The following is a 16361-nucleotide window of genomic DNA, read 5'->3' on the forward strand; positions in this document are numbered from 1 at the left end:
ATACGCGCGCATCTGCGGCGTTGAACTCAGTTCTGGTCCGGTTCGGTCTTTTTCTTTGTCGCGCGGCGGCGTGGTTTCGGTTTCTCCGTTTCGGCAGCCGGGGTGTCGGCCGCTGCCGGTTCTGATGGGGCCGGGGCGGCTTTTTTGCGTGTCGCGGGTTTCCGTTTCGGTTTGGTCGGGGTTTCGGCGGCGGCCTTGTCAGCCGTGGCCGGTTGTTCCACGGTCTTTTTTTGCGCGGCCGGGCGACGTTTTTTCGGCTCTTCGACAGTCGTGGAATCTTCCGTGACGGTCGTTTCCGCCGCCTTTTTACGGGGGGGGCGGCGTTTGGGCTTTGCTGGCTCGTTTTCGGCTTCGGTTGCGGGCGGGGCGGCTTCCGATTTGGTTTCGGTCGTTGTTTCTTTCTTGCGCGGGCTGCGGCGCCGTTTCGGTTTCTCTTCCACCGTCGCTTCGGGAGTTGCGGCTTCCGCTCCAACGGCTTCCTTGTCGCCCTCCGCGGCAGCCGGTTTGCGGCTGCTCCGGCGGCGTTTCGGTTTGCTCTCCGTGTCCTCGGTCGCCAGCGGCGCCTGTTCGGGCTGCGTTTCCTTTTCCTCCCCGGTGGTCGTTTTGGCGGTGCGCCTTCTTTTCCGGGGCGGTTCGGGCGGGGCCTCGGCTGCGGCCGGCTCGGCTTCGGTCGACTTGGCTTCGGTCGACTTGGCTTCGGTCGACTTGGCTTCGGTCGACTTGGCTGACGCGCCACCGGCCAGCTCTTCAGTGGCCTTTTTACGGCTGCGGCGTCGCTTGGGTGTTGCCGCCGTCGTTTCCGTCTCTGTTGTCTTTGTCGGGGCAGCAGCCCTCGATGCCGCCGTGCTGTCATCGGTGGTCACGGTGGGAGCGTCCCCGCTGCCGGTCGCAGTCTCCTGGCCGGCGTCATCCGCCGGTTTTTTTCTCCGCGAGCGGGAACGACGCGACCGGCTCGGTTTCTCCTCTGTCTCCACGACCGATTCCGGTTCGGCGGATTTCTGGCCGTCGGCGTCCCCGTTTGTTTCACCGTCGACGGTTTCCGTGGTCGGCTGCTGATCATTTTCAGTTGCTGACTGCTCGTTGTCTCTGCTGCCGCTGCGCGCTCCGCCGCGGCGTCCCCGCCGCCGACGCCGACGGGGGCGGCGCGGGGTTTCGGAGGCGGCTTCACCTTCATCTTCGGTTGTACCGGTCCCGGTTTCGGACACCTCCGCTTCTTCTTCAGGCTCTTCAGTGGAGTCCCCGCGGCGGCGACCTTCGTTCTCTTCGGCGTCGGCCGCGGTTTCGGCCAGCGCGGCGGCGGCGGTCACCGGGGCGGCGGCATCGCCATTGGCTGCTGCCTGTTTTTCACGCTTGATGAATTCGAGCTTGACCTCTTCGGCGACCAGTTCCGCTTCGCCCTTGAGGTAGATGCTGGTGTTGTAGCGGCGTTCCATATCCAGCAGCTCTTCCCTGCGGGTGTTGAGCAGGTACTCGGCGACCTCGGAGGGGATTGCCGCCTCGACCCGACCGATCTGCTTCTTGGCCACACCGGCGTGGATTTTGCGCATAATAGCCACCGCCTGGGCTTCGGTACTCTTGACCTTGCCCCGTCCCTGGCAGTGCGGGCAGGTGTGCCAGGCGGCCGCGGCGAGGGTTGCCTTGATCCGCTGGCGGCTCATTTCCATCAGGCCGAACTGGCTGATGCGGCCGACGGTGACGCGGGCCTTGTCCCCGCTGAGCGCGTTCTTGAGACGTTTCTCGACCTCCCGTCCGTGCTTGCGGTCGCGCATGTCGATGAAATCGATGACGATCAGGCCGCCCAGGTCGCGCAACCGCAGCTGTCGGGCTACTTCATCGGCCGCTTCGAGGTTGGTTTTGTAAGCGGTTGCTTCGATGCCTTTCTCGCTGGCCATTTTACCGGAGTTGACATCGATGGCGACCAGCGCCTCGGTCTGGTCGATGACGATCGATCCGCCGGAGGGGAGGTTGACCTGGTTCTGGGAAATGGTGTCGATCTGTTCTTCGATCTGGTACTTGGAAAAGATCGGCCGCTGTTCCTGGTGAAGTTTGACAATCCGCAGGTAGTCGGGCATCACCTGGGCAAAGAATTCCCGCGCTTCGTTGTAGACCTGCGGGTCGTCGATCAGGACTTCGTCCATTTCCCGGGTGAAGTAATCGCGAATGGAGCGGATCACCAGGTTCGATTCCTGGTAGATCAGGGCCGGGGCGCTGCATTTTTCGGCATGGGCGCTGATATTTTCGTACAGCCGCAGCAGGTAGTCGAGGTCGCGTTTGAGTTCGTCCGCTGATTTGCCGATGGCTGCGGTACGGATGATGTAACCCATGTTCGCCGGCAGCTCCAGGTCGGAGATGGCGGCCCGCAGGGCCTTGCGCTCGGCGCCGTCGGGGATTTTGCGGGAGATGCCGCGGGCATCGTCATCCGGCATCAGCACCATGTAGCGGCCGGGCAGGGAGAGAAAGGTCGTCAGCGCCGCGCCCTTGTTGCCCCGTTCTTCCTTGGTGATCTGCACCAGGATTTCCTGGCCGCGATGGAGAATTTCGTTGATGCGCGGGCGTGACTTGCTTTCCTGCTCGTCGCGCTGGGGGTAAAGAGAAGGATGGATTTCCCCGAGCTGCAGGAAACCGAGCCGTTCCGCTCCATAATCGACGAAGGCGGCCTGCAGCCCGGTTTCAACCCGGACCACCGCCGCCTTGTAGATATTACCCTTGGTCTGTTCCCGCCCGGTAATTTCGATGTCGAGTTCGGACAGCACACCGTCCTCGACGATGGCCACCCGGTTTTCTTCCGGGTTGCTGGCATTCACCAACATCTTCTTGATCATTATGAAAATCCTTCCGATGACCCCGCGGGATCATCGCAAACTGGTTGTCCGTCCGAAGACGGCTGCAGCCCCTGAGGCTGCCGGACAGGGTCGTTTCACCTGTCATCCCCGATTGGACACGAGCGAATGTTCCCGTCCGGGAGCATGGCTCGACCGGTCGGGATGATCTTTGCCGAACCGTCCCCTCAGTCTGGATCAGTGAGTTTCTGTTGGATGGCAAGTGCAATTGCTTGCCGCCGACAAGGGGCTCACTGATTCAGGATCAGGGCGTCCGACGCAGTCAATATAGCAAATTCTCACGTGTTTTGCAGGAAAATTCTTGTTCCCGGTCGGGATGCCCGCATCCGAATCGTTCCCGGCTACCGGCGATCCGTCTGCCGATCAGGACCGTAACAGGTTTCCCGAGGGTCAAGGCCTGTGCTATAAAAGCCGGATGCTGCAATTGAGACAAATCAGGAAGAATTTTGCCGACCGGGTTCTTTTCGCCGGTCTGGATCTCCATCTTCGCCCCGGTGACCGGATCGGCCTGTGCGGCGATAACGGCGCCGGGAAAACGACCCTGCTGAAGATTCTTGCTGGACAGGTCGAGCCTGACGGCGGATCCCTGCAGATGGCGAAAGGGACCAGCTACGGTTACCTGCCGCAGGATGGACTTGAACACAGCGGCCGAACCCTGTTCGAGGAAGTCCGCAGCGCCCTTTCCGAGCTGCTGTCGCTGGAGAACGAACTCGAACGGCTGCAGCAGCGTCTTGCCGACGGGGCCGACGACGCGGTCCTGGAGCGGTTCGCTGAAGTTCAGGAACTCTATCAGCAGCGCGGCGGTTACACCATGGCCGCCGAGGTCGGCAAGGTGCTGGCCGGGCTCGGCTTTTCCGAAGCGGACTGGGAAAAACCCTGCGAGACTTTTTCCGGTGGCTGGCAGATGCGTATCGCCCTGGCCAAGCTGCTGCTGCAGCGGCCGAACCTGCTGCTGCTCGATGAACCGACCAACCACCTCGATCTGCCGGCCCGCGACTGGCTGGAGGGTTATCTGCGCGCCTACCCCCACGCGGTGGTGATGGTGTCGCATGATCGTTATTTTCTCGACCAGGTGGTGAGCCGCATCGTCGAACTCTGGAACAGTCACCTGACCGAGTACCCGGGCAGTTATTCGCGCTACCTGGTGCAGCGTGATGAGCGTATCCGGGCGTTGCGGGAGGCCAAGCGCCGCCAGGATGAGGAGGTGGCGCGCATCGAGGCCTTCATCAACCGGTTCCGTTACCAGGCCAACAAGGCGTCCCAGGTGCAGAGCCGGGTCAAGCAGCTGGAAAAAATCGAACGGATCGAGATCCCGCCGCAACGTAAAAGCATCGCCTTCCGCTTTCCCGCGCCGATCAAGAGCGGTCGGGTGGTGCTGGAACTGGAGCAGGCCGGCCAACGGTACGGTGAACTGCAGGTCCTGCGGGGTGTTGACCTGGTGGTTGAACGCGGCGAACGGATCGCCCTGGTCGGCCCCAACGGCGCCGGCAAGTCGACCCTGATGCGTCTGCTGGCCGGGGTCGAGTCGCCTTCGCAGGGAACCCGCAGCGAGGGCCACAATCTGCAGCAGGCCTATTTCGCCCAGGATCAGGCCCGGGTGCTCGATCCCGGTAAAACGGTTCTGCAGCAGATCTCCGCCGCTGCGCCTTTCGACATGGTGCCGCGCCTGCGGGATATCCTCGGCAGCTTCCTGTTTAGCGGCGATGATGTTGAAAAACCGGTTCGGGTTCTCTCCGGAGGTGAGCGAAACCGACTGGCACTGGCCATTCTGCTGCTGCGGCCGGCCAATCTGCTGCTGCTCGACGAACCGACCAATCATCTTGACCTGGCCTCAAAGGAGGTGCTGCTGACGGCGCTGAAGAGCTATTCCGGGACCATGGTCTTTGTCAGTCATGACCGTTACTTCGTTGATTCCCTGGCGACCCGGGTGGTCGAAGTCGGGGGCGGGAGGATTGCATCCTGGCCGGGCAATTACGAGGATTTTCTGCGTGCCAAGGCGGCGCTTGGAGATTCCAGTCACAGCCGGCAGCGGGTCGAGCAACATCTGGACACGGTCGTCTCCGCCGACACCACGGACAAGGATGCCCGACGCAAGGCGCATGCTGAGCGCAAGGCGGCGCAACGGGCGGAGCAGAAACGCCGTCGGGAACTGGCCGAGGTCGAGGCCGAGATCGAACGCCTGGAAGGCGAGCTGGGGGAGTTTGAGCAATTGATGGCCGACCCGGACCTTTACCGGGATCAGCAGCGCTGGCGCGAGGTTTCGACCCGCTACGAGCGGCTCAAGGACCAGGTGGCCGAGCTTTATCATCGCTGGGAAGGGTTGCAGCTGGAAGAGTCGGCCTGAACCTGTTTAAGGTTATTATCGGACTGCCGGGGAACGGAGGGACGCATGGGACCGGATCAGCTGTTCGTCGTCGTTGTCGCCAGTGAAAAAGGGGGCGTCGGCAAGACCACTATCGCCACCAACCTGGCCGTCTACCTGAAGGCCCTCGCCGAGGATCTGCCGGTCACCATCGCCTCTTTTGACAACCATTTTTCGGTCGACAACATGTTCGCCATCGGCCGGCAGCGGGCTGTCTCGGTGGTGGACCTGTTTGCCGGTCGGCAGCCGTTCGGACCGGCCATGCTGGGTGAATACGGGGTCCAGTATCTCGCTTCGCAGCGGCAGCTGGAACCGCCTCCCGCGGCCGACTCGGCCACCCTGCGAAAACGTCTCGCGGGGAGTGGGCTGCGGGGCATCCTGATTCTCGATACCCGGCCGATTCTTGATTTCTTCACCCGCAGCGCCCTGGAAGCCGCTGACCTGGTGCTGGTGCCGGTCAAGGACCGTGCCTCGCTGGTCAATGTCGCCTCGATTCACAACCTGATGAATGATCGTCCGGAGGAGGAACGGCTGTGGCTGGTTCCGAGTCTGATCGACGGTCGGCTCAAACTCAAGGGCCGGGTCGGTATGCGTGACTACCTGGTCTTCAACGGTGAGGAGCGTGGTTACCGGTTTGCTCCGACCCATATTTCCAAGAGTCCCAAGGTGGAAGGGCTGGCCAGCGGTTTCAGCAGCCGCATCCACCCGGTTCTCATCCACGCCCGGGGGACGGCGGTCCATCGCCAGTTGCGGATTCTGGCCGACTTTGTCCTGGAGCGCCGGGCGTCCTGCCCCCGTGGACGCTGCCGGCAGGGTGCGCTGGCCCTGGAGGGGGCTGTCCCGGAGGGCCGCCTGCGTCGCCTGCTGCCGGATTGTCCGGTCTGTGGTACCGCAGGTGACGGCGGCAGCGGCCGGCTGTTTTTCGACCGTCGCAGCAGGCGACGCGGTTTTCTGCATGAAGATTGTTTCCAGCGGCTGCTCGAAGGGACCGATCTGCGGACCCTGTTGACCGGGCAGCGGGGCCTGCTGGCGCTGACCCTCACCGGTGGCGGGCTCAGCGGAGAGGGGAGACGGCTGTGCCTGGCCCTGTTTGATGCCGATGGCACCTGTCAGCTTGAAGAGATCCCGACTGCGCGTACCGGGCGTCGCCTTGAGGCCTTCCTGGTCACCGCGGCCGGACGGGATGATCCCTCCGAACTGTTCCAGGAGCTGCTGCTGATCCCCCTGACCGGGGACCCGCCGGTTACGTTGCTGCAGGATCCGGGCTATCGAAACTGGCGGCGGCTGGCTCTGCGGGCCGCCCGCGACCGTTCCCTGCGCGAGCGCTGATATCCCCTGCGGGCGCGGAGTTTGCAACTGGCGTTAATGCCCGCGCGTCACGGTTGTCTCCGGGGGGACGGTCGACCTGTTGCCGGTTTTTGCCGCCGGTGGTTGCGCGTGTTCTTTTTTCAATCGAACTAAAAACGTTGACAGCCGACGCTAACTAGCTTAAATATAAAAAGTTTTCTGTTATGGATTGAATCTTTCACAGTCGAGGTTGTCTCATGATCCTGCTGCCACGGGGGAACCCCGTTAAAGAAAATATCGATCCGGGCAAAGTGCAATTGCCGGACGCCCTGCAGAAATTGCAAAAAGGCAATTTCACCGGATACCTGCGATTTGACACGACCCGTGGGGTCGGCATCCTGATCTACGACAAGGGCCGACTGATCAGCGCACTGTTCGAGGGCGCCAGTGAGCGTGAAATTGCCTACGATGCCATCGCGCTGATTTTCGAATGTTCCCTGGCCGGTAATGCCAATCTCAATATCTACAGGCTGTCTTCCGAGTTGGCGATGAGTATTCATGCCCTGTTGCACGGCCAGGTTCTCTACAAGGGGCAGGAGGTCAAGCTGCTCGATATCCGTGGCCTGCTCGGCAAAATGAAGGAAGATAGGATCACCGGTTGTCTGCGGATCTACACCTCGGACCATATCGCGCTGATCTTCTACCGCGAGGGGAATCCGCTCGGATTTTTTCATGACGGTTCGACCGATCTGGAAAAGAGCGCGGAAAATTCCCTTTCGGTCGCCAAGCTGCCGGGCGCCAAGATCGACGTACTGACCGCCCAGATCTCCGAAGAAGCGACCATGGCCGATCTGCAGGCCTCGGCCGATATTCGCGCCCTCTGGCAGAAAGCCCATGAAAATGTTACCCGGGACAAACGTTCGCGGGAAGCGGAGGTCGCCCGTAGTCTTGAAGAGCGGGAGAAGGACCGTCGGCAGAAGGTGCTCGGCCTGCTCAAGGGGGTGGCGGAAAAGAGCCTGGGCCGTATCGGTGCCCAGTTGGCGGACAAGGAGTTCAACCGTGCCATGAACGGGCAGGGGGTTGTTTCGGAAGTGGTACTCGAAGATTTTTATCAACGTCTGGGCAAGGCGGCGAAACTGGTCGCCGGACCCACGACGGTGAAGCAGATGGTTGATGAAATGCAGCGCGGCATCAAGGCGCTGATGAAGACGGACTGATTTATTTTCCAGCCGTGCCGGGACTGTTGCCCGGTCGCGGCCGGTCTTGCCACCAGGAGGCATCGGGTATGGATTGGAACATCGTACAACTGGTTCTCTGGCTGATTGCCGGGATCGTCTCTTTCTACTTCAGTATCGGCAACGCCCGCGTTTGGACCAGCATCGCCGTCGGTTTCGGCCTGATCCTGCTGGGGGAACTGCTGCCCCAGGCGATGCCGTTTCTGCCCGGCGCCAGCAGTCCGCAGATCGAGGCAATGAGCTACATTCTCGGCACCATCTCGATTTTGGTGATGAGTCATGGTTTCCAGGAGTATTATGTCTTTTCCCGCACCCTGGAACTGGAAGGCAACAAGCTGCTGGTCTATGTCGCGACTCTCGGGGTTATTTTCGCCTCGATGATCTTCATCCTGATCAATCCCGCCCCCACTCCGTCAACCCTCAAGGTCATCCGTGTGGTCGAAGACACCAACTGGGTTTTCCTGTCTCTGATCAATATCGACCTGATCCGCAAGATTTATATCAATGTCAAGGACAGCCCGATCAGCAAAGGCTTCATCGCCTTCATGCTGGTCTTTGTCTTCATCTTCCTGTGGCGCGGTTCAGAACTCTATATCCAGGTCTACGATCTCGCCAACCCGGATGTCAGCCGGCTGTTCCCTTTCCGCTACGAGCTGTCGCAGATCTGTTCCAATGTCGGCAATCTGCTGGCCGGGTTGTCGGTGGGGGGGACGTTTATCTATCTCGCCCGGCTCCTCCGCTGATCTGCGAGGGCCGATGAAAAGCACCCGTCTGCTTCGTTGCCCTCGCCCTCGTCACTGCGACGTAGCTGCTGCTACGCCTCACTTCTCGGGCTTCGGGCGCCTCGCATTCGGGCACTTTTGATCGGCCTGGGACGGTAGCGGGGTGGGGGAGGTTCCTGCTCCGGTTCAGAGTTGGTGCGAGGGCCGATGAAAAGCACCCGTCTGCTTCGTTGCCCTCGCCCTCGTCACTGCGACGTAGCTGCTGCTACGCCTCACTTCTCGGGCTTCGGGCGCCTCGCATTCGGGCACTTTTGATCGGCCTTGACTGACACTTCAATGAATAGAAAAAGGGCCTCTGCCTTCTTCCGGCAGCGGCCCTTTTTTGACGTGACGGACATTGGTTGTCAGTTGGTCGGCTTAACCACCCTCCCCTGGGCGGGGACCAGCACGATCTGGATGCGGCGGTTCTGCTCGCGGCCTTCGGGGGTGTCGTTGCCGGCGATGGGGCGGTAGGGTCCGTAGCCGGTGACGGCGAGGCGCTCGCCGGGGATGCCGACCTCATCCTGCAGGAAATGAACGACGTTGGCGGCGCGGGCAGTAGAGAGTTCCCAGTTGCTGGGAAACTTGTCCCGCAGGCGGGCGCTGATCGGTACGTTGTCGGTATGCCCTTCGACCTGTACGACCTTGTCCTGGGCGGCATTGAGGATGTTGCCGACCCGGCGCAGGACGTCGAGTCCTTCCGGTTTGATCTCGGCCTTGCCGGAGTCGAACAGGATCCGCTCGACCATGTTGACGGTCAGCCGTCCCTGCAGTTCGGAGATGGTGACTTCGCCGCGCTGGATCTCGTTTTCCAGTTTGCCGACCAGCTGATCGTAGGTGTTCTTTAATTGCGCCAGACGCGCTTCGCGGGCGATGCGCTCCCGCTCCACCTGGTTCTCAAGATCATGTTTCGCCGCTTCCAGGGCGTCGATCTTCTGCCGCATCTCGGTCATCGCGGCGCCGGCTTCGGCACTGCGGGTGGTCAGAACGTCCTCCAGACGCTTGATGTCGTTCTGGGCCCGTTCCAGGTCATCATTGCAGGCCTTGAGGCGCTCGCCGGTGTCGGCCAGGTTGTCGGTGAGAACCTCTTTTTCGCTGCTCAGTTGCCGGTAGTCTTCCTGCAGTTTTGAGAGGGATGACTGCAGTTCGTCTCGCGATGCCTGCAGCCGGTCGGCTTCGGCTGCCTTTTGTTCGTAGGTTGACTTGCTCACGCAGCCGGTCGCGAGCAGGCAGAGACAAAGACCGAAAAAAAAGAACGGGGACTTGATGCGCACGGCAATCTCCTTGGTTGTCAGAGGATGCCCGGAGGGCTATTTTCCAGGATCTTCTTTTCTATCATAACTGTTTGGAATGTAAAGGAAAAACAATTTGCCTTATTTCCCTTGTCGGGGTTTGGGGGCTATGATATAAAAAAGTGTTTTCAATAGCTTAGCGTCTATTTTTCAGCCTCTTCGGCTGCGTCGGAAACGGCTGTTCTTGTCAGGAGTATGCATGTTTGAAGTTGAACGCATCGTGCGGCAGGCACTGCAGGAGGATATCGGTCTGGGAGATATCACCACCCAGGCAACTGTGGAACCTGGGACCAGGGCTCATGCCGAACTGGTGGCCAAGGAGGATTTCATCCTCTCCGGCGTCAATGTCGCGCGCCGGGTCTTCCACCAGCTTGACGATGAAATCGCTTTTGAAGCCCTCACTGTTGACGGTCAGAAGGTCCGCCGCGGAGAAGTGATCGCCTGGATCAAGGGTGAGGCGGTCGCCCTGCTGCAGGGGGAACGGGTGGCTCTCAACCTGCTGCAGCGGATGAGCGGCATCGCGACCATGACGCGCCGTTTTGTCGATGCCGTCGCCGGCACCCGGGCGACCATTGTCGATACCCGCAAGACGACTCCGGGGTTGCGGGTGCTGGAGAAATACTCGGTTCGCCAGGGGGGCGGTCATAACCATCGCACTTCGCTTTACGATGGCGTGCTGATCAAGGAAAACCATATTGCCGCGGCCGGTGGTATCGCCGTTGCCGTTGAAAGGGCGCGGGCGCGAGTGTCCCATGTCCTCAAGATTGAAATCGAGACCCGTGACCTCGATGAAGTCAGCCAGGCGCTGCAGGCGGGGGCGGAGGTGATCCTGCTCGACAACATGAGTCCGGATGAGTTACGCCGGGCGGTGGAGCTGGTTGCCGGACGCGCCTTGACGGAAGCCTCCGGAGGCGTCAATCTCGAGACGGTGGCGGATATTGCCGCCACCGGGGTCGACCTGATCTCGGTCGGCGCCCTGACCCATTCCTATCGTTCGGTTGATATTTCGATGCTCTTTCGTTGATGTCTGGGGGACTGTTTGCCGCATAACGATGCCCGCCAACAGATTCTGCGCCTGTTCATGGCCCGGCAGGGGGCCTTTATCTCCGGAGCTGAACTCAGCCGTGAGCTGGGAGTCAGCCGGGCCGCGGTCTGGAAGCAGATTGAATCCCTGCGGGCCCTCGGTTACCGGATTGAGGCGGCCCGCTCGCACGGTTACCGCCTGCAGTCAAGCCCCGACCGACTCTCCGCCGAAGATCTTTCCGCTCGTCTGCAGACGCGCATTGTCGGCCGCGAGCTGGTCTGCTTCGAGGAAACCGATTCCACCAATCTGCAGGCCCTGCGGCTGGGAGAACAGGGCGCGAGTGAGGGGACGGTGCTGGTTGCCGAGTCACAGCGGGGCGGCAAAGGCCGACTGGGTCGTCACTGGTTGTCCCCGTCCGGCGTCAATCTCTATACCTCGATTATCCTGCGGCCGCGGATTCCTCCCTGGGATGCTCCCCAACTGACTTTTCTGTCGGCGGTTGCCGTGGCTCGTGCCGTTCAGCAGGTCTGCGGACTGCCGGCGCGGGTCAAGTGGCCGAACGATATTCTCATCAACGGCCGCAAGGTTGCCGGCCTGCTCAACGAGTTGAGCGCCGAGACCGATGCCGTCCACTTCGTCGTCCTCGGCATCGGCCTGAACATCAACATGCGGGCCGATCAGATCCCCGCCAGCCTGCGCTATCCGGCCACGTCACTGGCCATTGAACTGGAGCGACCGTTGCCCCGGGCCGAGGTCGCCTGTGCTGTCTACCGGCAGCTTGATGATCTCTACCGCCTTTATCTCAACGAGGGGTTCGATCCGATCCGGTTGGCCTGGGAGGCCTGTTTCGACCTGGTGGGGGAAAAGGTCCGGGTCGAATCCGGGGAGCGGACCCTGACCGGCATCGTGCAGGGCATCGACACTGACGGCGCCCTGCTGGTCGGCTCCGCCGGCACCGTCGAACGGATTCTGGCCGGGGATGTGGTGCCGGTGGGGTGAGATGTGAATGAAGGGGACCGGTTCCGCAGGTGCCTGTCTCCGTGGGGATGTGAGACAACCAACAACAGGTTCAATATCATGCTTCTGGTTATCGATGTAGGCAACAGCAATACCGTACTCGGTATTTACCGTGATTCCGATCTACTGCACGACTGGCGGCTGACTACCGACAAGGCACGTACGGTCGATGAATACGCCATGCTCATCCATGAGTTGTTCAGCATGGCGGGACTGCATTTCACCGATATTGACGATGTCATCATCTCCAGTGTCGTGCCGCCGATGCTGCCGACCCTGGAGGGGCTTTGCCGCAGTTACTTCGCCAGGCCGCCGCTGGTGGTCGGCCCCGGAATCAAGACCGGGATGCCGATTCTCTACGACAATCCCCGCGAGGTCGGTGCCGACCGGATTGTCAATGCCATCGCCGCCTATGAGAAGAAACAGCGTCCGTTGATCGTGGTTGATTTCGGCACCGCGACCACCTTCGATTATATTTCAGCGCGTGGTGAATACCTTGGCGGCGCAATCGCTCCCGGCCTGGGAATTTCGACCGAGGCCCTGTTCGACCGGGCCAGCAAGCTGCCGCGGGTCGAATTTTCGCGGCCGCCGCAGGTGATAGCCAAGAACACGGTCAACAGTATCCAGTCCGGTCTTTTCTTCGGCTATGTCGGTCTGGTTGACGGTATTGTTCGGCGGATGCAGGATGAAGCCGGTGAGTCCGCCTCGGTCCTTGCGACCGGTGGTATCGCCCCCCTGTTGTCCAGGGCCTCGGAAACCATCGAGGAGGTTCATCCCAATCTGACTCTGGAGGGGCTGCAAATTATCTATCAGCGTAATAAAACCGCGTTTTGACACCCCGTAGGGCGGGTGTTAGAATCCTCCTGAATCAGTGAGCCCCTTGTCGGCGGATAGCACAAGTCATTAATCTGCCTGAGCTTCCCAAAAATCACCAGCGAACCTATGGGTGCGCTTCAGATTTTTGGAAATCTCATTCAGACCAAGCACTTACGCTCTCCATCCAACAGGAACTCACTGATTCAGGATCCTCTTCAATATTCCGTCCGGATCAGAGATTTTCTCACCGGTTTACGGGTCCGGGCTGCATCAGGGAGTTCATTCGACAGGGGTTACTTAATCAGGTTTGAGTTCCAGTCCCCGCCGTTGCGGGAGTAAAGGAGTGACCATGGGAAAGTACGCGACTGAAAACATCAGAAACCTCGGAATTGTCGCCCAGGGAGATGCCGGCAAGACCTCGCTGACGGAAGCAATGCTCTTCAATACCGGGATGATCGATCGTCTCGGCAAGGTCGATGACGGCTCCTCCGCCATGGATTTCGAACCCGAAGAAGTCAAGCGTCACATCACCATCAGTTCAAGCCTGCATCACTGTGAATGGCAGGGCCATGGCCTGCACATCGTCGATACTCCCGGCTACACCAACTTTCTGCACGATACCCGCAACTGCCTGCGCATCCTCGGCGGCGCGGTGCTGCTGGTTTCCGCCGTTGACGGCGTCAAGGCCTCGACCAACCGGATCTGGGGCTGGATGGATGAATTCGAGGTGCCGCGTATCGCCTTTGTCAACAAGCTCGATCGCGAGCGGGCCGACTATCTCAAGGCTCTGGACGAACTGGAAAAGAATCTCGGTACCCGACCGGTTCCGGTCAACATGCCGATCGGCAGCGAAGACAACTTCAAGGGGATCATCGACCTGATCCACATGAAGGCGCGGATTTACCAGTTTGACGACAAGGGAACCTACAGCGAAGAGGAGATCCCGGACGAATATCGCGAGGAGGCCGAGCGGCTGCGCGTGATGCTGGTCGAAGCGGCGGCGGAATCGGATGACGAGTTGATGGAAAAATATCTCGACACCGATGAATTGAGCAATGAGGAGATCTACCGTGGTCTGCGGGAAGGGACCCTGACCGGTGTTTTCACCCCGGTTCTGTGCGGCAGCGCCACGGCCAATATCGGGGTCCGGCAGCTGCTCGATTACATCGTCGCCTGTCTGCCGTCTCCGCTCGACAAGGGAACGCAGGTCGGCGTTGACCCCAAGTCAGGCGACGAGGTGACCCGCAATCCCGACCCGAACGAACCCTTCTCGGCCATGGTTTTCAAGACCATCAGTGACCCCTACGCCGGCAAGCTGACCCTCTTCCGGGTTTATTCCGGCAAGGTGAAATCGGACAGCGTGGTTTTCAATCCCAACCGCGACTGCACCGAGCGTCTCGCGACCCTGTACGAGATGGAGGGCAAGAAACAGAAGGCGACGACCGAAGCTGAGGCCGGGGATATCGTTGCCGTGGCCAAACTCAAGGAGACGATGACCGGCGACACCCTCTGCGATGGCGGAAAACCGGTCCAGTATGAAAGCCCGCTGGCCCTGAAGCCGGTTATTTCCTTTGCTCTCGAAGCCAGGTCGAAGGGGGATGAGGACAAGATCATAAGTTCGCTCAAGCGTCTCATGGAAGAGGATCCGACCCTGCAGGTGCAACGTGACGAGGAAACCAAGGAGATGATCATCTCGGGGATGGGGCAGGTCCATATCGAGGTCGCCTGCGACAAGCTGCAGCGCAAGTTCGGTGTCGAGGTGGTACTCAAGGAACCGAAGGTTCCCTATCGCGAGACGATGAAGAAAACGGTCGAGCAGTCCTACCGCCACAAGAAACAGTCGGGCGGCAAGGGGCAGTTCGCCGATGTCACCATCAAACTTGAGCCGCTTGGTCGTGGAGAAGGGTACGAGTTTGTCAACAAGATCGTTGGTGGAGTCATTCCGAGACAGTTCATTCCCGCTGTCGACAAGGGCATCCAGGAAACGATGCGCAAGGGACCAATGGCCGGATTCCCGGTGCAGGATTTCCGCATCACCCTCTTTGACGGTGGCCACCACAGCGTCGATTCTTCCGAGATGGCCTTCAAGATTGCCGGATCGATGGCCTTCAAGAAGGCGATGGAAGCGGCCAACCCGGTTCTGCTGGAACCGGTCATGGAGATGGAAATCACTGTCCCGGATGACTGCGTCGGCGATGTGATCGGCGACATGAACTCGAGACGGGGCAAGGTTCTCGGTGTCGATCCGCAGGGCGGCAACCAGATTGTCAAGGTCCAGGTGCCGATGTCCGAGGTTCTCAAGTATGCCCCGGAACTGCGTTCGATGACCTCTGATCGCGGGCTGTTCACCATGGAATTTTCCCATTACGAAGAAGTCCCCTCGCATATGGCTGCCAAGGTGGTCGCCGCCAGCAAGGCCGAGGACTGACCCGGGACGGCTGTTGAAGGAAGGGTTGAAGCTGTTATGAGTGGACGTGACGACGAAAATTTCGGGTTTGAAACGGAAAAGGCGTCTGGTGCGGAAGAAGAGGAGTTTACCCTTGCCGTGACCGATGAAGAGTCCGGGGATGGCCCGAAAGACCGCGATCTCTTCGGCGAGGAGCTTTTCACTATTGCCGATGAAGAGGTGCTGATCAGTGACGAGGCGGAAACCGGTTTTGAGGTCGAGGAACCGGTCCTCCCTCCGGAAACGGCTGTTGAAGCGGAAGAGGTTGAAGCAGAGCCGTTGTTCGGAGATGCCGGGGACGCGGAGGTCATCTTCGATTCCGGTGAGGAAGAAGTCCTGCCTCCCGTGCGTCGCGGTTCACCGGCGAAACTGGTGTTGCTGGTGTTGGTGCTGCTGTTGACCGGGGCACTCGGTTTCTATTTCTTTACCCTGCCGGCCAACGACACCTCGTCCACCCGGATGCCGGTGGTGAAATCTTCGGCGAAACAGCCGATCGTGCCGCCGCGGAAAAAAGCGGCACCGAACCTTCCGGCGGTTTCGGGCGTTCCCAAAGCCGCGGCCGGGGAAACGGCCGCGGCGGATGTCACCGGGAGCGGGAAAACTGTTCGTCCCTCGCAGACGAAGCCGGAACCGGCGGCCGATCCCGTGAAGGTCGCCGCCGCGACCGGGAAAAAGACCGTCGAAGCGGATGCCGGGAAACACGTCCCGCCGTCTTCTCCGGTGGTGAAAAAGGTGTCCGCGGTCCTGCGGGAAAAGGCGGTCGTGAAGGTGCCCGCGGTTCCTAAGCCGGCAGCACGGGTTCCTGCCCCGGCCAGGGCCGTCGCCCGTTACCGGGTGCAGGTAGGGGCCTTCCTGCTGAAGAGCAACCTGCACGCGGCGGAGAAAAAAGTACGGCAACTCGGCTTCACGCCGGAACTGACGGAGGCCAGGAAAAAGTCTTCGATGACACGACTCAAGTACGGCAGCTTCAGTCCGGAGGAGGGACGCCGGAAGTTGGCTGAACTGAAAAAGATCGATGCCGATGCCTTCGTGCTGCACGAGGGAGACCGGCTCGGTGTCTATGCCGGATCTTATCTCAATCTCGATAAGGCACGGCATTATGCCGACCTGTTGTGGGAGAAGGGGATTCATGTTGACGAGGTTCCGGTCGAGGTGGAGGTGCCCCTGCATCGTCTCAGCCTCGGCGGCTTTGCCGATCGGGAAAGTGCCCGTGCCGCGGCCGAAAAAGTGAAAAAAGCCGGTCTTGAAGCCCAGGTTATCGCACTTCGAAACATCTGAGTT

General features: G+C 60.5%; 11 protein-coding genes. 9 read left to right on the forward strand and 2 right to left on the reverse strand.

The window, feature by feature from the left end:
* Positions 1-26 precede the first annotated feature (26 nt).
* Positions 27-2822, reverse strand: coding sequence for an Rne/Rng family ribonuclease (locus C2E25_RS07785; protein WP_103115196.1), 2796 nt, complete (start codon positions 2820-2822; stop codon positions 27-29).
* A gap of 433 nt (positions 2823-3255) precedes the next feature.
* Between C2E25_RS07785 and C2E25_RS07790 the strand changes: the two genes are divergently transcribed.
* The 4 genes from C2E25_RS07790 (at position 3256) to C2E25_RS07805 (ending at position 8467) form a co-directional block, all read left to right on the forward strand.
* A complete protein-coding gene (locus C2E25_RS07790; protein WP_103115245.1) occupies positions 3256-5184 on the forward strand; it encodes an ATP-binding cassette domain-containing protein in 1929 nt (642 codons plus the stop codon).
* 45 nt (positions 5185-5229) lie between these two features.
* On the forward strand, positions 5230-6531 hold the full coding sequence (locus C2E25_RS07795) for a ParA family protein (protein WP_103115197.1): 1302 nt from the start codon (positions 5230-5232) through the stop codon (positions 6529-6531).
* Positions 6532-6746: 215 nt separating this feature from the next.
* Complete coding sequence (locus tag C2E25_RS07800) at positions 6747-7706, forward strand: GTPase-activating protein (protein ID WP_103115198.1); 960 nt, start codon at positions 6747-6749, stop codon at positions 7704-7706.
* Between the two features lie 68 nt (positions 7707-7774).
* A complete protein-coding gene (locus C2E25_RS07805) occupies positions 7775-8467 on the forward strand; it encodes a hypothetical protein (RefSeq protein ID WP_103115199.1) in 693 nt (230 codons plus the stop codon).
* Between the two features lie 383 nt (positions 8468-8850).
* On the opposite strand, the gene C2E25_RS07810 is transcribed toward C2E25_RS07805, so the two are convergent.
* On the reverse strand, positions 8851-9759 hold the full coding sequence (locus C2E25_RS07810; RefSeq protein ID WP_103115200.1) for an OmpA/MotB family protein: 909 nt from the start codon (positions 9757-9759) through the stop codon (positions 8851-8853).
* A gap of 217 nt (positions 9760-9976) precedes the next feature.
* Here C2E25_RS07810 and nadC point away from each other — a divergent pair, with 217 nt between their 5' ends.
* From nadC to C2E25_RS07835, 5 genes are all read left to right on the forward strand, one after another.
* Positions 9977-10801 carry a carboxylating nicotinate-nucleotide diphosphorylase gene (nadC, locus tag C2E25_RS07815; RefSeq protein WP_103115201.1) on the forward strand — a complete coding sequence of 275 codons (825 nt, stop codon included), beginning with the start codon at positions 9977-9979 and terminating at the stop codon, positions 10799-10801.
* A gap of 15 nt (positions 10802-10816) precedes the next feature.
* Positions 10817-11800: a biotin--[acetyl-CoA-carboxylase] ligase gene (locus C2E25_RS07820; RefSeq protein ID WP_103115202.1), complete on the forward strand. Its 984-nt coding sequence runs from the start codon at positions 10817-10819 to the stop codon at positions 11798-11800.
* A 78-nt stretch (positions 11801-11878) separates the two neighbouring features.
* Entirely contained in the window at positions 11879-12652 is a 774-nt protein-coding gene (locus C2E25_RS07825; RefSeq protein WP_103115203.1) for a type III pantothenate kinase, read from the forward strand.
* 331 nt (positions 12653-12983) lie between these two features.
* The gene (fusA, locus tag C2E25_RS07830; RefSeq protein WP_103115204.1) at positions 12984-15062 is read left to right on the forward strand and encodes an elongation factor G; all 2079 of its coding nucleotides are present in this window, start codon (positions 12984-12986) and stop codon (positions 15060-15062) included.
* 36 nt (positions 15063-15098) lie between these two features.
* The gene (locus tag C2E25_RS07835; protein WP_103115205.1) at positions 15099-16358 is read left to right on the forward strand and encodes an SPOR domain-containing protein; all 1260 of its coding nucleotides are present in this window, start codon (positions 15099-15101) and stop codon (positions 16356-16358) included.
* Positions 16359-16361: the final 3 nt, after the last annotated feature.

This window comes from Geothermobacter hydrogeniphilus (assembly GCF_002898515.1).
Taxonomy (GTDB): Bacteria; Desulfobacterota; Desulfuromonadia; order Desulfuromonadales; family Geothermobacteraceae; genus Geothermobacter_A.

Coding starts and splice junctions, on each gene's coding strand:
- C2E25_RS07785 (WP_103115196.1), bottom strand. CDS start 2,822: ATGATCAAGAAGATGTTGGTGAATGCCAGCAACCCGGAAGAAAACCGG.
- C2E25_RS07790 (WP_103115245.1), top strand. CDS start 3,256: ATGCTGCAATTGAGACAAATCAGGAAGAATTTTGCCGACCGGGTTCTT.
- C2E25_RS07795 (WP_103115197.1), top strand. CDS start 5,230: ATGGGACCGGATCAGCTGTTCGTCGTCGTTGTCGCCAGTGAAAAAGGG.
- C2E25_RS07800 (WP_103115198.1), top strand. CDS start 6,747: ATGATCCTGCTGCCACGGGGGAACCCCGTTAAAGAAAATATCGATCCG.
- C2E25_RS07805 (WP_103115199.1), top strand. CDS start 7,775: ATGGATTGGAACATCGTACAACTGGTTCTCTGGCTGATTGCCGGGATC.
- nadC (WP_103115201.1), top strand. CDS start 9,977: ATGTTTGAAGTTGAACGCATCGTGCGGCAGGCACTGCAGGAGGATATC.
- C2E25_RS07825 (WP_103115203.1), top strand. CDS start 11,879: ATGCTTCTGGTTATCGATGTAGGCAACAGCAATACCGTACTCGGTATT.
- fusA (WP_103115204.1), top strand. CDS start 12,984: ATGGGAAAGTACGCGACTGAAAACATCAGAAACCTCGGAATTGTCGCC.
- C2E25_RS07835 (WP_103115205.1), top strand. CDS start 15,099: ATGAGTGGACGTGACGACGAAAATTTCGGGTTTGAAACGGAAAAGGCG.